Below are 18,364 nucleotides of genomic sequence, written 5' to 3' on the forward strand. Positions count from 1 at the left end.
ATACTCTGTGTTCTGGCCAAGAAGGAAAATGCGTTATGGAATTGATTTTTCTCGGGACATCGGCAGGCGTTCCGACCCGTCACCGTAATATGACGTCGATAGTGCTTAATTTGCAACAACCGACGCTGTCGCAGATGTGGCTGTTCGACTGCGGAGAAGGGACCCAGCATCAGTTTCTGCGAACCAGCCACCACCCCGGCAAGCTCGATAAAATCTTTATCACTCATCTGCACGGCGATCACCTTTTCGGTCTGCCGGGGCTGCTGTGCAGCCGCTCGATGCAGGGCAATCCTTCACCGCTTACGATTTACGGGCCAAAGGGCATCAGAGAGTTTGTTGAAACTGCCCTGCGCCTGAGCGGCTCCTGGACGGACTACCCGCTCACGATTGAAGAAATCAGCGAGGGTGAAGTTTTTGACGACGGCGCTTTCCGCGTGACGGCATATCCGCTCAGCCATCCGGTGGAATGCTTTGGCTACCGTATCGAACAGCATGATAAGCCTGGTCCCCTTGATGCCGCACGATTGCTGGCTGACGGCATTAAAGCCGGTCCGCTTTTCCAGCAGTTAAAAAAAGGCCTTACGGTCACCATGCCGGACGGGCGTATCGTCAATGGGAAGGATTATCTCGGCCCGAGCACGCCGGGTATTAAGCTTGCCATTTTCGGCGATACGGCGCCCTGCCCTGCAGCGCTGGAACTCGCCAAAAACGTAGACGTAATGGTGCATGAAACTACTCTCGAACATGCGATGGCGGAAAAAGCCAACAGTCGTGGGCATTCATCATCCGTGCAGGCAGCAGAGCTGGCCCGCGAGGCGAACGCTGGCAAGCTCATCATCACCCACGTGAGCTCCCGCTATGACTGGCAAGGCTGTCAGCACCTGCTGGCTGAGTGCCGCAGCGTATTTGAAGCCTGCGAACTGGCGGAAGATTTCAGCGTATTCCCTCTGGTTTAACTTTTGCCCACAAATGCCGATAACAGAATAAAGGCTCAGCATTCTCTTCACTTTGAGGGCAAAATGGACAATTTCCAGAAAGATATCGACGACAGGGCCAATCTGACCCTGTCTAACCGCTTTGAACTGCTGCTGTTCCGCCTGGGCGCATCGGCGGAGGGCGGCAAGTCAGAACTTTTCGGCATTAATGTATTTAAACTGCGCGAAATCGTTCCGATGCCCGCGTTCACCAAACCCGCGGGCATTAAGGCTCCGGTGATGGGCATGGTCAACATTCGCGACCAGATTATCCCGGTCATCGATCTGCCTTCCGTGCTCGGCTGCAAAGCGGAAAGCGGGTTAAACATTCTGCTGATCACCGAGTACGCCCGCAGCGTTCAGGCGTTTGCAGTCGAATCGGTGGAAAACATTATTCGTCTCGACTGGACTCAGGTACATACGGCGGAAAAAGCCGTGAACGGCCAGTACATCACCAGTATCGCCTGTCTCGACAACGACAAAGACAGCAACAACCTGGCGATGGTGATCGACGTTGAGCAGATTCTGTATGACATCGTGCCGGCCGATCACGATCTGCACGCCACTCGTCTGACCGCGCCGAAGCAAAGCATCAGGCCTGGCGCAACGGCGATTGTGGCGGAGGATTCAAAAGTGGCGCGCGCGATGCTGGAGAAAGGCCTGCACGCTATGGAAATCCCGGCGAAGATGCATGTCACCGGCCAGCAGGCCTGGGAAACTATCGAAAAGCTGGCGAAGGAAGCACAAACGGAAGGCGTGCCGGTTACCGATAAAATCGCGCTGGTGCTGACGGACCTCGAAATGCCGGAGATGGACGGCTTTACCCTGACCCGAAAAATCAAATCCGACCCACGCCTGAAGGCCATTCCTGTGGTGATCCACTCCTCGCTCTCCGGGAACGCCAACGAAGACCATATCCGCAAAGTCAAAGCCGACGGCTACGTGGCGAAATTCGAAATTAACGAACTGTCGTCGGTGATTAAGGAAGTGCTGGAGCGCGCGGAGCGTCGTGAAGACGGACCGCTGATTAGCCGCTTACAGTCCGTATGATTCAGGTACGACTGAAGCTGCGCTAAGCGACGACAGGGCCATGATGAGAAAGCACTCTCGTCTGGCCCTTTCTTTTTTAATAGCAGGACCGTTCCCCACATAAGCAGCACCTCTTTTACTTAATCTGGAACTGGCGAATTTAACTTTTATCATTAAATAACAATCAGTTGTCTAATTAACCACCCCCTAAGAGTTACCGCCTCGCTACCCCTAACGCTCCCTCCAAAGCGCTTTCAACACAATAGAACAGGCGTACCATAGTTACAGGTATCACTTTCGAATATCACCCTGACAATCCGAGGATAAATTGTGGAAAGAATCATTATCCCTACTCATTATGTTCATGTCAGAGCAACCCCACTCTGGACGAAAGAAACAGCACCGGCCGCTATCTGGCAACGACATCTGGACAAAGGCACCCGTCAGGGTGTCTACCCTCGCCTGAGCGTCATGCAGGGGTGCATCCGTTATTTGGGCTATGCGGATGAGACCAGCCCGGATCCCGTAGAAACATTAACTATCGAAGCGGGTCAGTTTGGTGTTTTCCCTCCAGAAAAATGGCACCGTATTGAAGCGCTGACCGAAGACACTGTTTTTAACGTCGACTTTTATGTTGACCCGAAAATCCTTACCGAAGATTAAGGAGTCCGTAATGGATATCGAAAACAAAGGCTACACGCTTGAAGTCGTTAACTACGCCAGCAAAGAGAAACAGGCTAAAGTTTATTTGAAACCGATGTCGCTCTATGTCCCTGACATTGCTGTGCAAGCGCTCAACGAGCTGGTTGAAAATCTGGCGAGCAAAGAAAATGCCCCGAAAGGTTTTGTCGTGACGGTTACCAACAACAATAATGGCGTTTCCGTCGATAAAAACCTGGCTACGCTGGCTGAACTGCATGATGCGACCACCGCGGCGGATACCGTGAAGGATTTGATCAACATCGTTCGTGGTTACGACACTGACGAAGAAGTTAACGTCTGCGGCTGGTGATCTCTTCTCTGTGACAGGGAGCACTGGTTTGTGCGCCAGTGCCCTGCCTCTTAATCCGCACTATCTTCCTGTCCCTGCCTTTTCACAGCACTTTCTCCCTACGCTCACCGTCAACGATTAGCTTTTGTTCAGGCGAAAAAAAACCGCCGAACAAGTCGGCGGCTTTTATCAGGCTTTCGCGTGATTACATCATCGGCATCGCGAGCTGAACAATGCTAATCAGCGGCTGCGGATAAATACCGAGGATCAGCACCAGCAGCGCAGAAATCAGCACCACGATACCACCGGCGCTGTACTGCCAGTTCGACGGCGCATCACGGTTCAGCTGCTGCGGCGCTTCCAGATACAGGCTCACCGCTACGCGCAGGTAGTAGTAAAGACCAATCGCGGAACCGATAACTACCGCGGCAGTCAGCCACCACAGGTGCGCCTGAACGCCCACGGCCAGCACGTAGAATTTACCGATAAAGCCAAGCGTCATCGGGATACCCGCCAGGGAGAGCATCATCACGGTCATGACCGCCGACAGAATCGGACGGTGCCAGAACAGACCACGGTAAGAGTACAGAGAGTCTGCATCCGGGCCACGGTAAGGGCTGGACATCAGGCTGACGACACCGAACGCGCCGAGGCTGCTGAACAGATAACCGGCCAGGTACACGCCAACGGTTTCCATGGACATCTGGCCGCTGTGCATCGCAATCAGCGCCACCAGCAGATAACCCAGGTGAGAGATGGAGGAGTAACCGAGCAGACGCTTGATATTGGTCTGGCTCAGAGCCATCAGGTTACCGAAGATGATGGACACAAAGGCAATGATGCCCAGCACCACACGAACGGCTTCGCTGTCGCCCACTGGCGCGTACAGGAACAGACGCATTACCACGCCAAAGATAGCGATTTTGCTCGCGGTCGCCAGGAAGGTGGAGACCGGTGCAGGCGCGCCCTGATACACGTCTGGCGTCCACAGGTGGAACGGAACCAGAGAGAGCTTGAACCCGAGGCCAACAATCATCAGGCCCAGACCCGCCAGCAGCAGCGGCTCATGCAGCATATTGTCCGCAAGCGCTTTGCCCAGTGCCAGGAACGACAGGCTACCGGAGTTCGCATACACCAGCGCCATACCGAACAGCAGGAATGAAGAGGCTGCGGCAGACAGAATGGTGTATTTGATGCTGGCTTCCAGCGAGCGTTTCTGGCGGTAGGCATAACCAATCAGGCCGAACAGCGGCAGCGAGATAAGCTCGATACCAAGGAACAGCGCAGCCATATGGTTGGCGTTCGCCAGCAGAATGCCACCCAGCGCGGCAATCAGCACCAGCAGGTAGAACTCTTCTTTGTTGTCGTAATAGCCTTCGAGCCATGGATAGGCAAAGGTACAGGTGGCGAGACTCGCCAGCAGCACCAGCCCGGTGTAAAGCATGGCGTAGCCATCAACGCGCATCAGCGGCGTGACGTCCATCGCGCCAACGTGACCGACAAACCAAAGCGACAGCAGCGCGACGTTGAGGCCGACAACCGCTAGCGTGGCATTGAGGAAATGATTGCGTCGCCACGCAATGGAGAGCATCACAACCACCACCGTCAAGCCGACGATCAGCAGCGGTAGCAGTGCGATCAGTTGTTGTGGAGTTATTGTCATGGCGATTTACGGCCTTGTAGTAGTAACAGAATTAACAAACCACTGCTGAATATTGCCCATCGCAGCGTGTGAGGTGTCGAGGATCGGCTGAGGGTAGAACCCGAGCAGAACCAGCAGCACCACTAACAGCAGGATGATAAACAGCTCGCGCAGCGACATCCCTGGCAGTTCTTTAGCCGCAATTTCGCTTTTCGCTTTACCGAAGTAAGCGCGATGCAGCATCGCCAGCGAGTAGACGGAAGCAAACACCAGACCGAAGGTGGAAATCACGGTAATAACCGGCACGACGTGGAAGCTGCCGAACAGAATCATGAATTCGCCGACGAAGTTACCGGTGCCCGGCATACCGAGGGTTGCCACAGCGAAGAACATAGACAGCGCTGGCAGCCATTTAATTTTGCTCCACAGGCCGCCCATCATGCGCATATCACGCGTGTGCAGACGTTCGTACAGCTGACCACACAGAATGAACAGACCCGCCGCGGACAGACCGTGCGCAATCATCTGAATCACTGCGCCCTGATACGCCAGCTGGCTGCCGGTGTAAATCGCAATCAGCACAAAGCCCATATGCGAAACAGAGGTGTAGGCGATCAGACGCTTGATGTCGTACTGGGTGAAGGCCATCCACGCGCCGTAGAAGATACCGATCACGCCGAGCCACATTGCGATTGGCGCAAATTCAGCAGACGCGTTCGGGAACAGCGGTAGCGCGAAGCGCAGCAGACCGTAGGCCGCGGTTTTCAGCAAGATGCCCGCAAGGTCAACGGAACCTGCCGTTGGTGCCTGAGAGTGCGCATCCGGCAGCCAGCCATGCAGCGGTACTACCGGCATTTTCACCGCGAAGGCGATGAAGAAGCCGAGCATCAGCAGATATTCCACGTTGTGGGCCATCGGCGTTTTCAGCAGCTGCTCGTAGTTGAAGGTCCACACGCCGGTCGCGCTGTAGTGCACGAACACCAGCGCCAGGATGGCAATCAACATCACCAGACCGCTCGCCTGGGTGTAGATGAAGAACTTGGTGGCCGCCGTGATACGCGTTTTACCGTCGGAAGCTTTGTGGCCCCACAGCGCGATCAGGAAGTACATCGGCACCAACATCATTTCCCAGAAGAAGAAGAACAGGAACATGTCGATGGCGAGGAACACGCCGATAACGCCACCCAGGATCCACATCAGGTTGAGGTGGAAGAAGCCCTGATATTTCTGAATTTCCTGCCAGGAGCAGAGTACCGCCAGCACGCCGAGCAGGCCGGTCAGCACAACCATCAGCAGCGACAGGCCGTCAATGGCGAGGTGAACGGTGATACCAAAGCGTGGGATCCACGGCAGAATGAACTCAGACTGCCATTGCGGAATGCCAGCGGATTGCGTCAGCGAGTAGCCGCCCTGCAGCCACAGCTGCAGGGACAGAGCCAGCGTCAGTCCCATGGTGATCAGCGCAATCCAGCGCGGCACCTTCACGCCGAAGCGCTCGGTCTGCCAGCATAAGAAGCCGCCGATAAACGGGATTAGTATTAGCCAGGGTAATAACATGGCGATCTATATTCCTTTTCTGTCAACTCAACGCAAAACCATCAGCAGCGCGAGAACAACCACCGCGCCAATGCTCATGGATGCCACATACCAGCGCAGGTAACCGTTCTCGCTCACCAGCAGACCTTTGCCTGCGAAGCGGGAAAGAATGGCCGGGAGATTCATCAGACTGTTCAGCGGATCGCGTTTCAGCAGCCACGCAATGCCCAGGTACGGTTTGACGAAAATATTATCGTACAGCCAGTCGAAGCCCCAGGCGTTGTACCACCAGGTTCCGAGCAGACGGCCCGGCGCGCTGTTGGCAATCGCGGTGACCAGCGTACGTTTACCCAGCCACAGCCAGGCGGCAATCAGGATGCCGGCAATCGCCACAACGCCGGAGGTGATTTCCAGAGTCAGGACGTGGCTGTGTTCCAGTTCAGTTGTCTGCGGCAGTACACCCTGCAGTGGCGGAACAATCATGGCGCCAACAAAGGTGGACAGAACGAGCAGCACGATAAGCGGCAGGTGATGGGTAATCCCCTTCCCTGCGTGCGCGTGGATCTGCTCTTTGCCGTGGAACACGATGAAGATCATGCGGAAGGTATAGAGCGACGTCATGAACGCGCCCACCAGACCGGCGATCATCAGGTTGATGTGACCGTTGGCCATCGCACCTGCCAGGATCTCATCCTTACTGAAGAAGCCAGCGGTAATCAGCGGTAGCGCGGACAGCGCAGCACCACCGACCAGGAAGCAGACATACACCAGCGGAATTGACTTACGCAGGCCACCCATTTTGAAGATGTTCTGCTCGTGGTGGCAGGCCAGAATGACCGAACCGGACGAGAGGAACAGCAGCGCTTTGAAGAACGCGTGGGTCATCAGATGGAAAATCGCTGCATCCCATGCCTGAACGCCGAGCGCCAGGAACATGTAGCCAATCTGGCTCATGGTGGAGTAAGCGAGTACACGTTTGATGTCGGTCTGAACCAGTGCGGCAAAGCCTGCCATCACCAGCGTAACCGCACCAACAATACCCACCAGATGCAGAATTTCCGGGGTCATCAGGAACAGGCCGTGAGTACGGGCAATCAGGTAGACGCCCGCGGTCACCATGGTTGCGGCGTGGATCAGCGCAGAAACCGGAGTTGGACCAGCCATTGCGTCCGCAAGCCACGTCTGCAACGGCAGCTGAGCCGATTTACCGACCGCACCACCCAGCAGCATCAGCGTTGCCCAGGTCAACATGTTGTTGCCGGCTTCGAAGTGCTGCGGAGCCAGCTCGACCATTTCACGGAAGTTCAGGGTGCCCAGCTCGTTGTAGAGGATGAACAGCGCGAAAGCGAGGAACACGTCACCCACACGGGTCACGACGAAGGCTTTCATCGCTGCTGCGCCATTCTTCGGATCGGTATAGTAGAAACCGATCAGCAGATAGGAGCACAGGCCCACGCCTTCCCAGCCCAGGTACATCAGCAGCAGGTTATCCGCCAGCACCAGCACCACCATGCTCGCAATGAACAGGTTGGTGTAGGCGAAGAAGCGGGAGTAGCCCTCTTCTCCGCGCATGTACCAGGAGGCAAACATGTGGATCAGGAAGCCAACGCCGGTAACCACAGAGAGCATGGTCAGCGACAGGCCATCCAGCACCAGATTGAAGCCGATGTTGAAATCGCCGACGGACATCCAGTTCCACAGCGGCACGCTGACGGCCTGTTTACCGTTGGCGAAGAAATCCACGCCGACAAAAACGGTGGTCAGCGCGGCCAGGCCCACAGAGCCCATACCGATGGTGGCGGAGAGATTCTCAGACCAGCGCCCGCGGGAGAAGGCGAGCAGCAGGAAGCCAATCAATGGCAAAATGACGGTTAAGGCAAGCATGTTCATCCACGCAACTCACTTACTGAATCGATGTTCAGGTTCTGGCGGCGACGGTGGAGCTGCAGCAGCAGCGCCAGGCCAATACTCGCCTCCGCAGCCGCGAGGCTGATAGCGAGGATATACATCACCTGACCGTCGGTCTGGCCCCAGTAGCTACCGGCAACCACGAAGGCCAGCGCGGCGGCGTTAATCATGATTTCCAGCCCGATCAGCATAAACAGCAGATTGCGGCGGATAACCAGACCGGTCAGCCCGAGAACGAAGAGGATCGCCGCGAGGATCAGTCCATGTGTTAAGGGGATCATGCGTGCTCCTCCGGTTTTCTTTTGCTGTCGTTCGGACGGTTGCTGATGACTTCACCCACGCGGTCTTCACGACCAACGTGGAAGGCGACAACCAGGCCCGCCAGCAGCAGCATGGAAGCCAGTTCCACCGCCAGCACGTACGGACCGAACAGTGCAACGCCCACTTCCTTCGCGCTGATCGCGTTGCCGTCGATACCCTGGTCGCTCACGCCCAAAATACCGTAAACAATCACCGCCAGCAGAACCACGGACAGCACGCCAGGCCCAATCCAGACCTGCGGCTTCAGCCACTGACGTTCCTGTTCGATTTCGGCGCCGCCCAGGTTCAGCATCATCACTACGAACACGAACAGCACCATGATCGCCCCGGCATAAACAATGATCTCCAGCGCCCCGGCGAAATACGCTCCGAGCGAGAAGAACACGCCGGCAATCGCCAGCAGGGAGATGATCAGGTACAGCAACGCATGCACCGGATTGGTGTGCGTGATGACCCGTAGCGTGGCCAGGATGGCGACGAGACCACAAATGTAAAATGCGAATTCCATTGCCCCTCTCCTTACGGTAACAGGCTCTTGACGTCGATAGGCTTGGCTTCGTTCTCTGCTTCGCCCTTATCTTTGCCGTCGATTGCCATACCCGCCATCCGGTAGAAGTTATATTCCGGGTATTTGCCCGGACCGGAAATCAGCAGATCCTCTTTCTCGTACACCAGATCCTGACGCTTGTATTCACCCAGCTCGAAGTCCGGGGTCAACTGAATCGCCGTGGTCGGGCACGCTTCTTCACACAGGCCGCAGAAAATGCAGCGTGAGAAGTTGATGCGGAAAAACTCTGGATACCAGCGGCCATCTTTGGTCTCTGCCTTTTGCAGAGAGATACAGCCAACCGGACAGGCAACGGCGCACAGGTTACAGGCTACGCAGCGCTCTTCACCGTCCGGATCGCGCGTCAGCACGATGCGGCCACGGTAGCGCGGCGGCAGGTAAACCGGCTCTTCCGGATACATCTGCGTTTCGCGCTTGGCGAACGCGTGCATCCCGATCATCCAGATACTGCGAACCTGGGTGCCGAAGCCCACTATTAATTCTTTTAAAGTCATGGTCTATTCGCCCCTTATGGCTGCTGCCAGAGAATGACAGCCGCCGTTACCAGCAAGTTGATCAGCGTCAGCGGCAGGCACACTTTCCAGCCGAAGGACATCACCTGGTCATAACGCGGACGAGGCAATGCAGCACGGATCAAAATGAACATCATCATGAAGAACGCGGTTTTGATCGCGAACCAGATGAATGGCGGTAAGAACGGACCCTGCCAGCCACCGAAGAACAGCGTCACAATCAGCGCTGAAACGGTGACGATACCGATGTATTCGCCCACGAAGAACAGGCCGAACTTCATGCCGGAATATTCGATGTGGTAACCGTCGGCCAGCTCCTGCTCCGCTTCCGGCTGGTCAAACGGGTGACGGTGACACACCGCCACGCCCGCGATAGCGAAAGTAATGAAGCCGAAGAACTGTGGAATCACGTTCCACAGGTGTGCCTGGTTATTGACGATATCGGTCATGTTGAAGGAGCCAGCCTGCGCGACAACCCCCATCAGCGACAGGCCGAGGAACACTTCGTAGCTCAGGGTTTGCGCTGAAGCACGCATTGCACCGAGCAGCGAGTATTTGTTGTTACTCGACCAGCCTGCGAACAGCACGGCGTAAACCGCCAGACCCGCCATCATCAGGAAGAACAGAATACCGATGTTGAGGTCGGCAACCACCCAGGTCGGGCTGACCGGGACGATGGCAAACGACAGCAGCAAAGAGGTGAACGCGATAACCGGCGCCAGGGTGAAGATCACCTTGTCGGTAAATTTCGGGATCCAGTCCTCTTTGAAGAACATCTTGATCATGTCCGCCACCAGCTGGAGCGAGCCGCCCCAGCCTACGCGGTTCGGCCCGTAACGGTTCTGGAACAGACCGAGCAGACGACGTTCACCAAAGCTCATGAACGCCCCGCAGGTGACAACCACCAGCAGGATGACAACTGCCTTCAGGATGCTTAACAGAATGTCGATAACATCCGGTGTTAACCAACTCATGCTTTCGCCTCCTGCAGATTTTCAATACGCGCACCGGCCAGCACTGGCGCAATGCCCGGCATACCCATTGGCAGACCCACCTGCCCTGCCGTCAGCCCTTCGGAAAGCAGCAGTGGCAGAGTGACGGTCTGACCGTCGTAGCTGAAGGCAATCTTCGCGCCCGCGTTCACGCCAAGCTTCGCGGCATCTGCCGGATTGAGCTTGATGTAAGGCTCTGGCATACGCTGCTGGAAGACCGGCGAACGCTGTGACATTTCGTCACTGCCGAACAGGTGATAGCACGGCGCAACACGCCACTGACCTTCCTGCGCTTCGAAGCCTGCCGGCACGGTGCCGAAATATTCCAGACCGTTTGCAGACGCTTCAATCAGGCGCACGCCAGGATCGCCGTGGCGCAGTTTGCCGCCCACTTCCGCCTGGAACTTGTTCCATGCCTGCGGGGAGTTCCAGCCCGGAGCCCATGCGAACGGAATTTGCGAACGCGGTGCTGACGGCTGGTTGTTCCCTTCCATCGAGAAGGCGAACATGGTGTCTTTATCCTGCGGCTGACGCGGTTCGTGAACGCTGATGTTCGCACGCATTGCAGTACGACCACTGTAGCGGTGCGGTTCACGCGCCAGTTTCTGACCACGAATACGGAACGATGCGTCCGGCGCGGCTTCTTTGATGCCTGCCAGCTGCGGTAGTTTCGCCACGGCAGCGTCGATCACGTGATCCAGTTGAGTCCAGTCCACTTCGCGGCTCTGCACGGTGCTGTGCAGCGAGTGCAGCCAGCGCCAGCTTTCCAGCATCACGGTGTTGCTGTCGTAGTAAGCCGGATCATAAACCTGGAAGAAACGCTGGGCACGACCTTCGTTGTTGATTACCGTACCGTCACTTTCTGCAAAACTTGCGGCAGAAAGCACCAGATGGGCTTTGTCCATAATCGCGGTGCGCTGATGGTCGATAACCATCACCAGCGGCGCTTTAGACAGCGCAGCATCTACGCGGGAAGCCGCTGCATGGCGGTGGAGATCGTTTTCCAGCACCACAACCGCATCCGCAGAGCCAGATTCCAGCTCGCTCAGCGCATCTTCCAGCGAACCGCCGCCGATCAGGCCAAGACCTACGCTGTTAACCGCACGGGCAATCATGGTCACACCGACGTCTGCGCCACGGCCTTTCAGCGCTTTGGCAACGTTCGCCGCGGCCTGAATGATTTCGGCGCTACCGGAGTTGGTTCCGGTGATGATCAATGGCTTTTTCGCACCGGCCAGCGCCTGCACGATAACGTCAATTTTGCCTTTCAGATCGTTGCTCAGACCTTCGACCGCTGGCGCACTCTCATCCAGCGCGTGAGCGATAGCAAAACCTAAACGCGCCTGGTCTTCGACCGGAGCGCAGTAGGTCCATGCCGCGATGTCATCCAGACGGGTATTGTCGACGTTCGTCACGAACAGCGGATGCTTCGCGCGCTGACCGATGTTCAGGATTGCCGCAATCTGCCAGTCAGCCACTTTCTGAGCCGCCGCCATCTCGCGCGCTTTCCCTTTCACCGCCTGACGCACCGCCAGGGCAACGCGGGCGCCGGTCTGGGTGATATCTTCACCTAATACCAGCACCGCATCGTAGGATTCGATGTCGCGCAGTGCAGGGGTGTGGATGCCGCCTTCACGCAACACTTTCAGCGCCAGCTGCAGACGCTCCTGTTCACCTTTGGCGATACCGGTGTAGAAGTTCTCTTCCCCAACCAGTTCACGCAGCGCGAAGTTACTCTCTACGCTCGCACGCGGAGAACCGATGCCGATCACTTTCTTCGACTGACGCAGAATATCTGCGGCACCCTGCATCGCCTGCTCAGCGTTCAGGGTAATGAAGTCGTCACCACGACGCTGAACCGGCTGACGCGGACGATCTTTCAGGTTCACGTAGCCGTAACCAAAACGACCACGGTCGCAGAGGAAGTAGTGGTTTACGGTGCCGTTGTAACGGTTTTCGATACGACGCAGTTCGCCGTAGCGCTCACCCGGGCTGGTGTTACAGCCAAGGGAGCACTGCTGGCAGATGCTTGGTGCGAACTGCATGTCCCATTTACGGTTGTAGCGCTCGGAGTGAGTTTTGTCAGTGAAAACGCCGGTCGGGCAGATTTCAACGAGGTTGCCGGAGAATTCGCTCTCCAGCGTACCGTCTTCCGGACGACCGAAGTAGACGTTATCGTGCGCGCCATACACGCCCAGATCGCCACCGTCGGCATAATCTTTGTAGTAACGCACGCAGCGGTAACAGGCGATGCAGCGGTTCATTTCGTGAGAGATGAACGGCCCCAAATCCTGGTTACGGTGCGTACGTTTGGTGAAACGGTAGCGACGGAAGCTATGACCGGTCATTACGGTCATATCCTGAAGATGGCAGTTACCGCCCTCTTCACAAACCGGACAGTCGTGCGGGTGGTTGGTCATCAGCCACTCCACTACGCTTTCGCGGAACTGTTTCGCTTCTTCGTCGTCGATAGAGATAAAGGTGCCATCGGATGCCGGAGTCATACAGGACATCACCAGGCGGCCACGCGTGTCTTCCGCGTTTTGATATTGCTTCACCGCACACTGGCGGCAGGCTCCCACGCTTCCCAGCGCCGGATGCCAGCAAAAATAAGGAATATCAAGGCCGTGAGAGAGACAAGCCTGTAACAGGTTATCCGCTCCGTTGACCTCGTATTCTTTGCCGTCTACATGAATCGTAGCCATTAGCGTGCTTCCAGTTGGCCCGGCCGAAACCGGGCGTTAATCAAAATTCTCAGGGCTTACCAGCGCGTTTTCAGCAGGTTGGGCTGAATCCCATTAATCAGATGGGTGTTGCTGAACTGCTGCTTAATGCCTGCTTCAAATTCTTCGCGGAAATATTTAATCGCGCTCTGCAGCGGTTCGACCGCACCTGGCGCATGCGCACAGAAGGTCTTACCCGGCCCGAGGAATCGACACAGTTGCTCAAGCGTCTCGATATCACCCGGCTGGCCTTCGCCACGCTCAAGGGCACGCAGAATTTTCACGCTCCACGGCAGGCCATCGCGGCACGGCGTACACCAGCCGCAGGATTCGCGGGCGAAGAACTCTTCGAGGTTACGCACCAGGCCAACCATGCCAATTTCATGGTCAACCGCCATCGCCAGCGCAGTACCCAGACGGCTACCTGCTTTACCGATGCTTTCAAACTCCATCGGTAAATCGAGGTGCGCTTCGGTCAGGAAGTCAGTCCCTGCCCCGCCCGGCTGCCAGGCTTTGAATTTCAGGCCATCGCGCATGCCGCCCGCGTAATCTTCGAGGATTTCACGTGCGGTGGTGCCGAACGGCAATTCCCACAGGCCAGGATTTTTCACGCGCCCGGAGAAGCCCATCAGTTTGGTGCCCGCATCTTTGCTTTTCGAGATGTTCTGATACCACTCCACGCCGTTAGCGAGAATGGCTGGCACGTTGCACAGGGTTTCTACGTTGTTTACGCAGGTCGGTTTGCCCCACACGCCGGAACTTGCCGGGAATGGTGGCTTGGAACGTGGATTCGCACGACGGCCTTCGAGGGAGTTAATCAGCGCGGTTTCTTCCCCGCAGATATAACGTCCCGCACCGGTGTGCACGAACAGTTCGAAATCAAATCCGGTGCCGAGAATGTTTTTGCCCAGCAGACCCGCTTCAGTCGCTTCAGCAATCGCACGGCGCAGATGCACAGCGGCTTCGATATATTCGCCACGCAGGAAGATGTAGCCGCGGTAGGCTTTCAGCGCGAATGCGGAGATCAGCATGCCTTCCACCAGCAGGTGCGGCAGCTGCTCCATCAGCAGGCGGTCTTTATAGGTGCCCGGCTCCATTTCATCGGCGTTACACAGCAGGTAACGGATGTTCATGGATTCGTCTTTCGGCATCAGGCTCCACTTCAGACCGGTGGAGAAGCCCGCACCGCCGCGCCCTTTCAGACCCGCATCTTTTACCGCGTTGACGATATCATCCGGGGCCATGCCGGTAAGCGCTTTACGCGCGCCCGCATAGCCGTTTTTGCTCTGGTACTCTTCGAGCCAGACCGGCTGTTTGTCTTCGCGCAGACGCCACGTCAGCGGATGCGTTTCAGGCGTCATGGTCACAGTTTTCATTTGTAACGCTCCAGCAGCTCAGGGATTGCCTCCGGCGTCAGATGGCTGTGAGTGTCCTCATCAATCATCATGTTCGGCCCCTTGTCGCAGTTACCGAGGCAGCAGGTCGGCAGCAGGGTGAAACGCCCGTCAAAGGTCGTCTGGCCTGGCTTGATGTTGAGCTTCTGCTCAAGCGCCGCCTGAATGCCCTGATAACCGGTGATGTGACACACCACGCTGTCGCAGTAGCGAATGACGTGGCGGCCCACTGGCTGGCGGAAGATCTGGCTGTAGAACGTAGCCACGCCTTCGACATCGCTCGCCGGGATGCCCAGTACGTCGGCGATCGCATAGATCGCGCCATCCGGCACCCAGCCACGCTGTTTCTGAACGATCTTCAGCGCTTCAATGGACGCCGCACGCGGGTCTTCGTAGTGGTGCTTTTCGTGCTCGATAGCGTCACGCTCGGCCGCACTCAGCTCAAAAGCCTCGGTTTGTGGTTGTTGATTCTCGTGCATAATTAGCGGTCCACATCTGACATAACAAAATCAATACTACCCAGATAGACGATAAGGTCTGATACCAGGCTGCCGCGAATCGCCGCCGGGATCTGCTGCAGGTGCGCATAGCTCGGCGTACGGATACGGGTGCGGTAGCTCATGGTGCTGCCGTCGCTGGTCAGGTAGTAGCTGTTGATGCCCTTGGTCGCCTCAATCATCTGGAAGGATTCGTTGGCCGGCATAACCGGGCCCCAGGAAACCTGCAGGAAGTGAGTGATCAGGGTTTCGATATGCTGCAGCGTGCGCTCTTTCGGCGGCGGCGTCGTCAGCGGGTGATCCGCCTTGAACGGGCCTTCCGGCATGTTCTTGAGGCACTGCTCAAGAATGCGCAGGCTCTGGCGCAGCTCTTCGACTTTCAGCATCACGCGGGTGTAGCAGTCGGACACGCCGCCTCCAACCGGGATTTCGAAGTCGAAGTTTTCATATCCAGAGTATGGACGCGCCTTACGCACGTCGAAGTCGATCCCGGTAGCACGCAGGCCAGCACCGGTGGTGCCCCACTCCAGCGCTTCTTTCGCGGTATAAGCGGCGACGCCCTGAGAACGACCTTTCAGAATGGTGTTACGCAGTGCGGCTTTCTCATAAGAATCCAGACGCTTTGGCATCCACTCGAGGAATTCACGCAGCAGACGATCCCAGCCACGCGGCAGATCGTGCGCCACGCCGCCGATACGGAACCAGGCCGGGTGCATACGGAAACCAGTGATCGCTTCAACCAGATCGTAGATTTTCTGGCGATCGGTAAACGCGAAGAACACCGGCGTCATTGCGCCGACGTCCTGAATGAACGTGGAGATGTACAGCAGGTGGCTGTTAATACGGAACAGTTCGGAGAGCATGACGCGGATGACGTCCACGCGCTCGGGGACCTTGATACCCGCCAGTTTTTCAACGGCCAGAACGTAAGGCATTTCGTTCACGCAGCCGCCGAGGTACTCGATACGGTCGGTGTACGGAATGTAGCTGTGCCAGGACTGACGCTCGCCCATCTTCTCAGCACCACGGTGGTGGTAGCCGATGTCCGGGACGCAGTCGACAATCTCTTCACCGTCGAGTTGAAGGATAATGCGGAATGCACCGTGCGCGGACGGGTGGTTTGGGCCGAGGTTGAGGAACATGAAGTCCTCGTTTTCGGTGCTGCGCTTCATGCCCCACTGTTCAGGCTTGAAGGTCAGCGCTTCCATCTCCAGATCCTGCTTGGCTTTGGTCAGCTCAAACGGATCGAATTCGGTGGCGCGCGCCGGGTAGTCCTTACGCAGCGGATGGCCTTCCCAGGTATCCGGCATCATGATGCGACGCAGGTTTGGGTGGCCCTCAATGTTGATACCGAACATCTCCCAGGTTTCACGCTCATACCAGTTAGCGTTAGGGAAGAGTTTGGTCACCGTCGGCACATTCAGATCGTTCTCAGACAGCGCCACCTTGAGCATGATGTCGCGGTTGCGGTCGATAGAAATCAGATGATAGAAAACGGAAAAATCCGCGGCGGGTAACCCGTCACGGTGTGTGCGCAGACGCTCGTCCATGCCGTGTAAGTCAAACAGCATGACGTAAGGTTTCGGCAATTTCTTGAGGAAATCGACCACTTCCAGTAACTGTTCACGCTTGACCCAAACAACAGGTACCCCGGTGCGGGTTGGCTGAACGGTAAAGGCATCCGGCCCAAAACGGTTGCGCAGTTCGCCAATCACCGGGTCATCGAGATGATCCCGGGTCTGCCAGGCGGCGGCGTCATGCGCGGTTAAATCGGTCATATTGTTCACCATTGCAAAAGGTCCGTGGTGACTGTCGGGCGTGGCTTCGCGCTATAGTTTTGATATGCGAAGACGTTTCACTGCCGACAGGCGCAAAGTTAAATCTCGTCAGGCGTACGAAGATTCGTCACAGCAATACGTTCGCCGCGTTTACGCTCGCGTTCAGATTGCATATTGGCGCGGTATACGCCCTGATCGCCAACCACCCAGGAGAGCGGACGACGCTCTTTGCCGATGGACTCCTGCAGCAGCATCAGCGCCTGCATGTAGGCTTCCGGACGCGGCGGGCAGCCGGGAATGTAAACATCGACCGGGATAAACTTATCGACACCCTGCACAACAGAATAAATGTCGTACATGCCGCCGGAGTTTGCACAGGCGCCCATGGAGATAACCCACTTTGGCTCCAGCATCTGATCGTACAGACGCTGAATAACCGGGGCCATTTTGGTGAAACAGGTACCGGCCACCACCATCAGGTCAGCCTGACGCGGAGATGCGCGCAGTACTTCAGCACCAAAACGCGCAACGTCATGCACCGCAGTGAATGACGTCACCATTTCAACGTAGCAGCAGGAAAGGCCGAAGTTGTAGGGCCAGATTGAGTTCTTGCGACCCCAGTTGACCATATCGTGCAGGGCGTTTTCGAGCTTGCCCATGTACACGCTTTTATTCACTTCCTGCTCAAGAGGGTCGGTTACGATCTCCTGTTTTTGCAGGGGGTAACGGTCGTTCTCACCGTTAGGATCTATGCGGGTGAGCGTATAATCCATCTTATTGCCTCGCTTTTACTGCGTATGACGATTAGTAGAACTGTCAGTTTCCGGATTGACCAGCGTGCGACGGGAACGCGCAGGCGTCCAGTCCAGCGCACCGATACGGACGAGGTAAACCAGGCCTGCCAGTAACACTAAAATGAAAATTGCGGCTTCCACAAAGCCGACCCAACCGCTTTCACGGATAGAGGTTGACCATGCGTAAAGGTAAAGGGCTTCCACGTCGAAGATGACGAAGAACATGGCGACCAGGTAGAACTTCGCCGAGAGACGTAAGCGAGCAGAGCCCACGGAGTCGATACCCGACTCAAATGGAGTGTTCTTGCTACGCGCGCGCGCGCGACCGCCGAGATACCAACCGCCAACCAGCATCAGACAGCAGAGGCCAATGGCAATGATGAGAAATATAGCGAATGCCCAGTGATGAGCGATGACTTCAGTGGATGTTGACATACGCATTGCTTAACCAAAATAAGTAGCGCCAAAACTCTGCTCTGGCTGGCAGATGAACGCCACATGATTCATGGGGAGGAATTAAAAAACCACAAAAAGAGTGCCACTAACGGGCTAAAACTGCTAAAAGATGTGGTTTTTTACTCCTTTCTATAACCTTTTGTCAACTTTAACAAAAGTTTCCTCACATTAGTTTACACCGAGCGCGTTTCATTAACATTAAATGCCCTTTAGCCTTTTCGGGATGAAATAGCCACCAGGATTTGCGCT

17 protein-coding genes are annotated in these 18,364 nt (G+C 56.3%); 4 read left to right on the forward strand and 13 right to left on the reverse strand.

Annotated elements, in window-relative coordinates; translation table 11 throughout:
- Positions 1-35: 35 nt before the first annotated feature.
- From rnz to AB1287_RS14745, 4 genes are all read left to right on the forward strand, one after another.
- Complete coding sequence (gene rnz / locus AB1287_RS14730; protein ID WP_435618256.1) at positions 36-956, forward strand: ribonuclease Z; 921 nt, start codon at positions 36-38, stop codon at positions 954-956.
- Positions 957-1,019: 63 nt separating this feature from the next.
- Entirely contained in the window at positions 1,020-2,024 is a 1,005-nt protein-coding gene (locus tag AB1287_RS14735) for a chemotaxis protein (RefSeq protein ID WP_435618257.1), read from the forward strand.
- Positions 2,025-2,333: 309 nt separating this feature from the next.
- On the forward strand, positions 2,334-2,666 hold the full coding sequence (locus AB1287_RS14740) for a DUF1971 domain-containing protein (RefSeq protein ID WP_097161770.1): 333 nt from the start codon (positions 2,334-2,336) through the stop codon (positions 2,664-2,666).
- A 10-nt stretch (positions 2,667-2,676) separates the two neighbouring features.
- Complete coding sequence (locus tag AB1287_RS14745) at positions 2,677-3,015, forward strand: DUF1869 domain-containing protein (protein WP_435618258.1); 339 nt, start codon at positions 2,677-2,679, stop codon at positions 3,013-3,015.
- Between the two features lie 184 nt (positions 3,016-3,199).
- Here AB1287_RS14745 and nuoN read toward each other — a convergent pair whose 3' ends face one another.
- The 13 genes from nuoN to nuoA form a co-directional block, all read right to left on the reverse strand.
- Positions 3,200-4,657 (reverse strand): NADH-quinone oxidoreductase subunit NuoN, encoded by a 1,458-nt coding sequence (gene nuoN, locus AB1287_RS14750; protein ID WP_312627125.1) that lies wholly within the window; start codon positions 4,655-4,657, stop codon positions 3,200-3,202.
- Positions 4,658-4,663: 6 nt separating this feature from the next.
- Complete coding sequence (gene nuoM / locus AB1287_RS14755; protein ID WP_435618259.1) at positions 4,664-6,193, reverse strand: NADH-quinone oxidoreductase subunit M; 1,530 nt, start codon at positions 6,191-6,193, stop codon at positions 4,664-4,666.
- Positions 6,194-6,220: 27 nt separating this feature from the next.
- Positions 6,221-8,062: an NADH-quinone oxidoreductase subunit L gene (gene nuoL, locus AB1287_RS14760; protein WP_312627128.1), complete on the reverse strand. Its 1,842-nt coding sequence runs from the start codon at positions 8,060-8,062 to the stop codon at positions 6,221-6,223.
- Entirely contained in the window at positions 8,059-8,361 is a 303-nt protein-coding gene (gene nuoK / locus AB1287_RS14765) for an NADH-quinone oxidoreductase subunit NuoK (protein WP_097161765.1), read from the reverse strand. Before nuoK ends, nuoL begins: the two co-directional genes overlap by 4 nt.
- On the reverse strand, positions 8,358-8,909 hold the full coding sequence (gene nuoJ / locus AB1287_RS14770) for an NADH-quinone oxidoreductase subunit J (RefSeq protein WP_312627131.1): 552 nt from the start codon (positions 8,907-8,909) through the stop codon (positions 8,358-8,360). Before nuoJ ends, nuoK begins: the two co-directional genes overlap by 4 nt.
- An 11-nt stretch (positions 8,910-8,920) precedes the next feature.
- Positions 8,921-9,463, reverse strand: coding sequence for an NADH-quinone oxidoreductase subunit NuoI (gene nuoI / locus AB1287_RS14775; RefSeq protein WP_404657323.1), 543 nt, complete (start codon positions 9,461-9,463; stop codon positions 8,921-8,923).
- A 14-nt stretch (positions 9,464-9,477) separates the two neighbouring features.
- On the reverse strand, positions 9,478-10,455 hold the full coding sequence (nuoH, locus tag AB1287_RS14780; protein ID WP_312625274.1) for an NADH-quinone oxidoreductase subunit NuoH: 978 nt from the start codon (positions 10,453-10,455) through the stop codon (positions 9,478-9,480).
- Complete coding sequence (gene nuoG, locus AB1287_RS14785; RefSeq protein ID WP_435618260.1) at positions 10,452-13,178, reverse strand: NADH-quinone oxidoreductase subunit NuoG; 2,727 nt, start codon at positions 13,176-13,178, stop codon at positions 10,452-10,454. The genes nuoH and nuoG overlap by 4 nt, the downstream gene beginning before the upstream one ends.
- Before the next feature lie 56 nt (positions 13,179-13,234).
- Complete coding sequence (gene nuoF / locus AB1287_RS14790; RefSeq protein ID WP_312625272.1) at positions 13,235-14,572, reverse strand: NADH-quinone oxidoreductase subunit NuoF; 1,338 nt, start codon at positions 14,570-14,572, stop codon at positions 13,235-13,237.
- The gene (gene nuoE / locus AB1287_RS14795; RefSeq protein WP_312625271.1) at positions 14,569-15,069 is read right to left on the reverse strand and encodes an NADH-quinone oxidoreductase subunit NuoE; all 501 of its coding nucleotides are present in this window, start codon (positions 15,067-15,069) and stop codon (positions 14,569-14,571) included. The genes nuoF and nuoE overlap by 4 nt, the downstream gene beginning before the upstream one ends.
- 2 nt (positions 15,070-15,071) lie before the next feature.
- Positions 15,072-16,877: an NADH-quinone oxidoreductase subunit C/D gene (gene nuoC, locus AB1287_RS14800; protein ID WP_312625269.1), complete on the reverse strand. Its 1,806-nt coding sequence runs from the start codon at positions 16,875-16,877 to the stop codon at positions 15,072-15,074.
- Positions 16,878-16,963: 86 nt separating this feature from the next.
- Positions 16,964-17,638, reverse strand: coding sequence for an NADH-quinone oxidoreductase subunit NuoB (gene nuoB, locus AB1287_RS14805; protein WP_097161758.1), 675 nt, complete (start codon positions 17,636-17,638; stop codon positions 16,964-16,966).
- Between the two features lie 15 nt (positions 17,639-17,653).
- A complete protein-coding gene (gene nuoA / locus AB1287_RS14810; RefSeq protein ID WP_312625267.1) occupies positions 17,654-18,100 on the reverse strand; it encodes an NADH-quinone oxidoreductase subunit NuoA in 447 nt (148 codons plus the stop codon).
- Positions 18,101-18,364: the final 264 nt, after the last annotated feature.

It is taken from the genome of Scandinavium sp. UTDF21-P1B, from assembly GCF_040750395.1.
Classification (GTDB): Bacteria; Pseudomonadota; Gammaproteobacteria; order Enterobacterales; family Enterobacteriaceae; genus Scandinavium.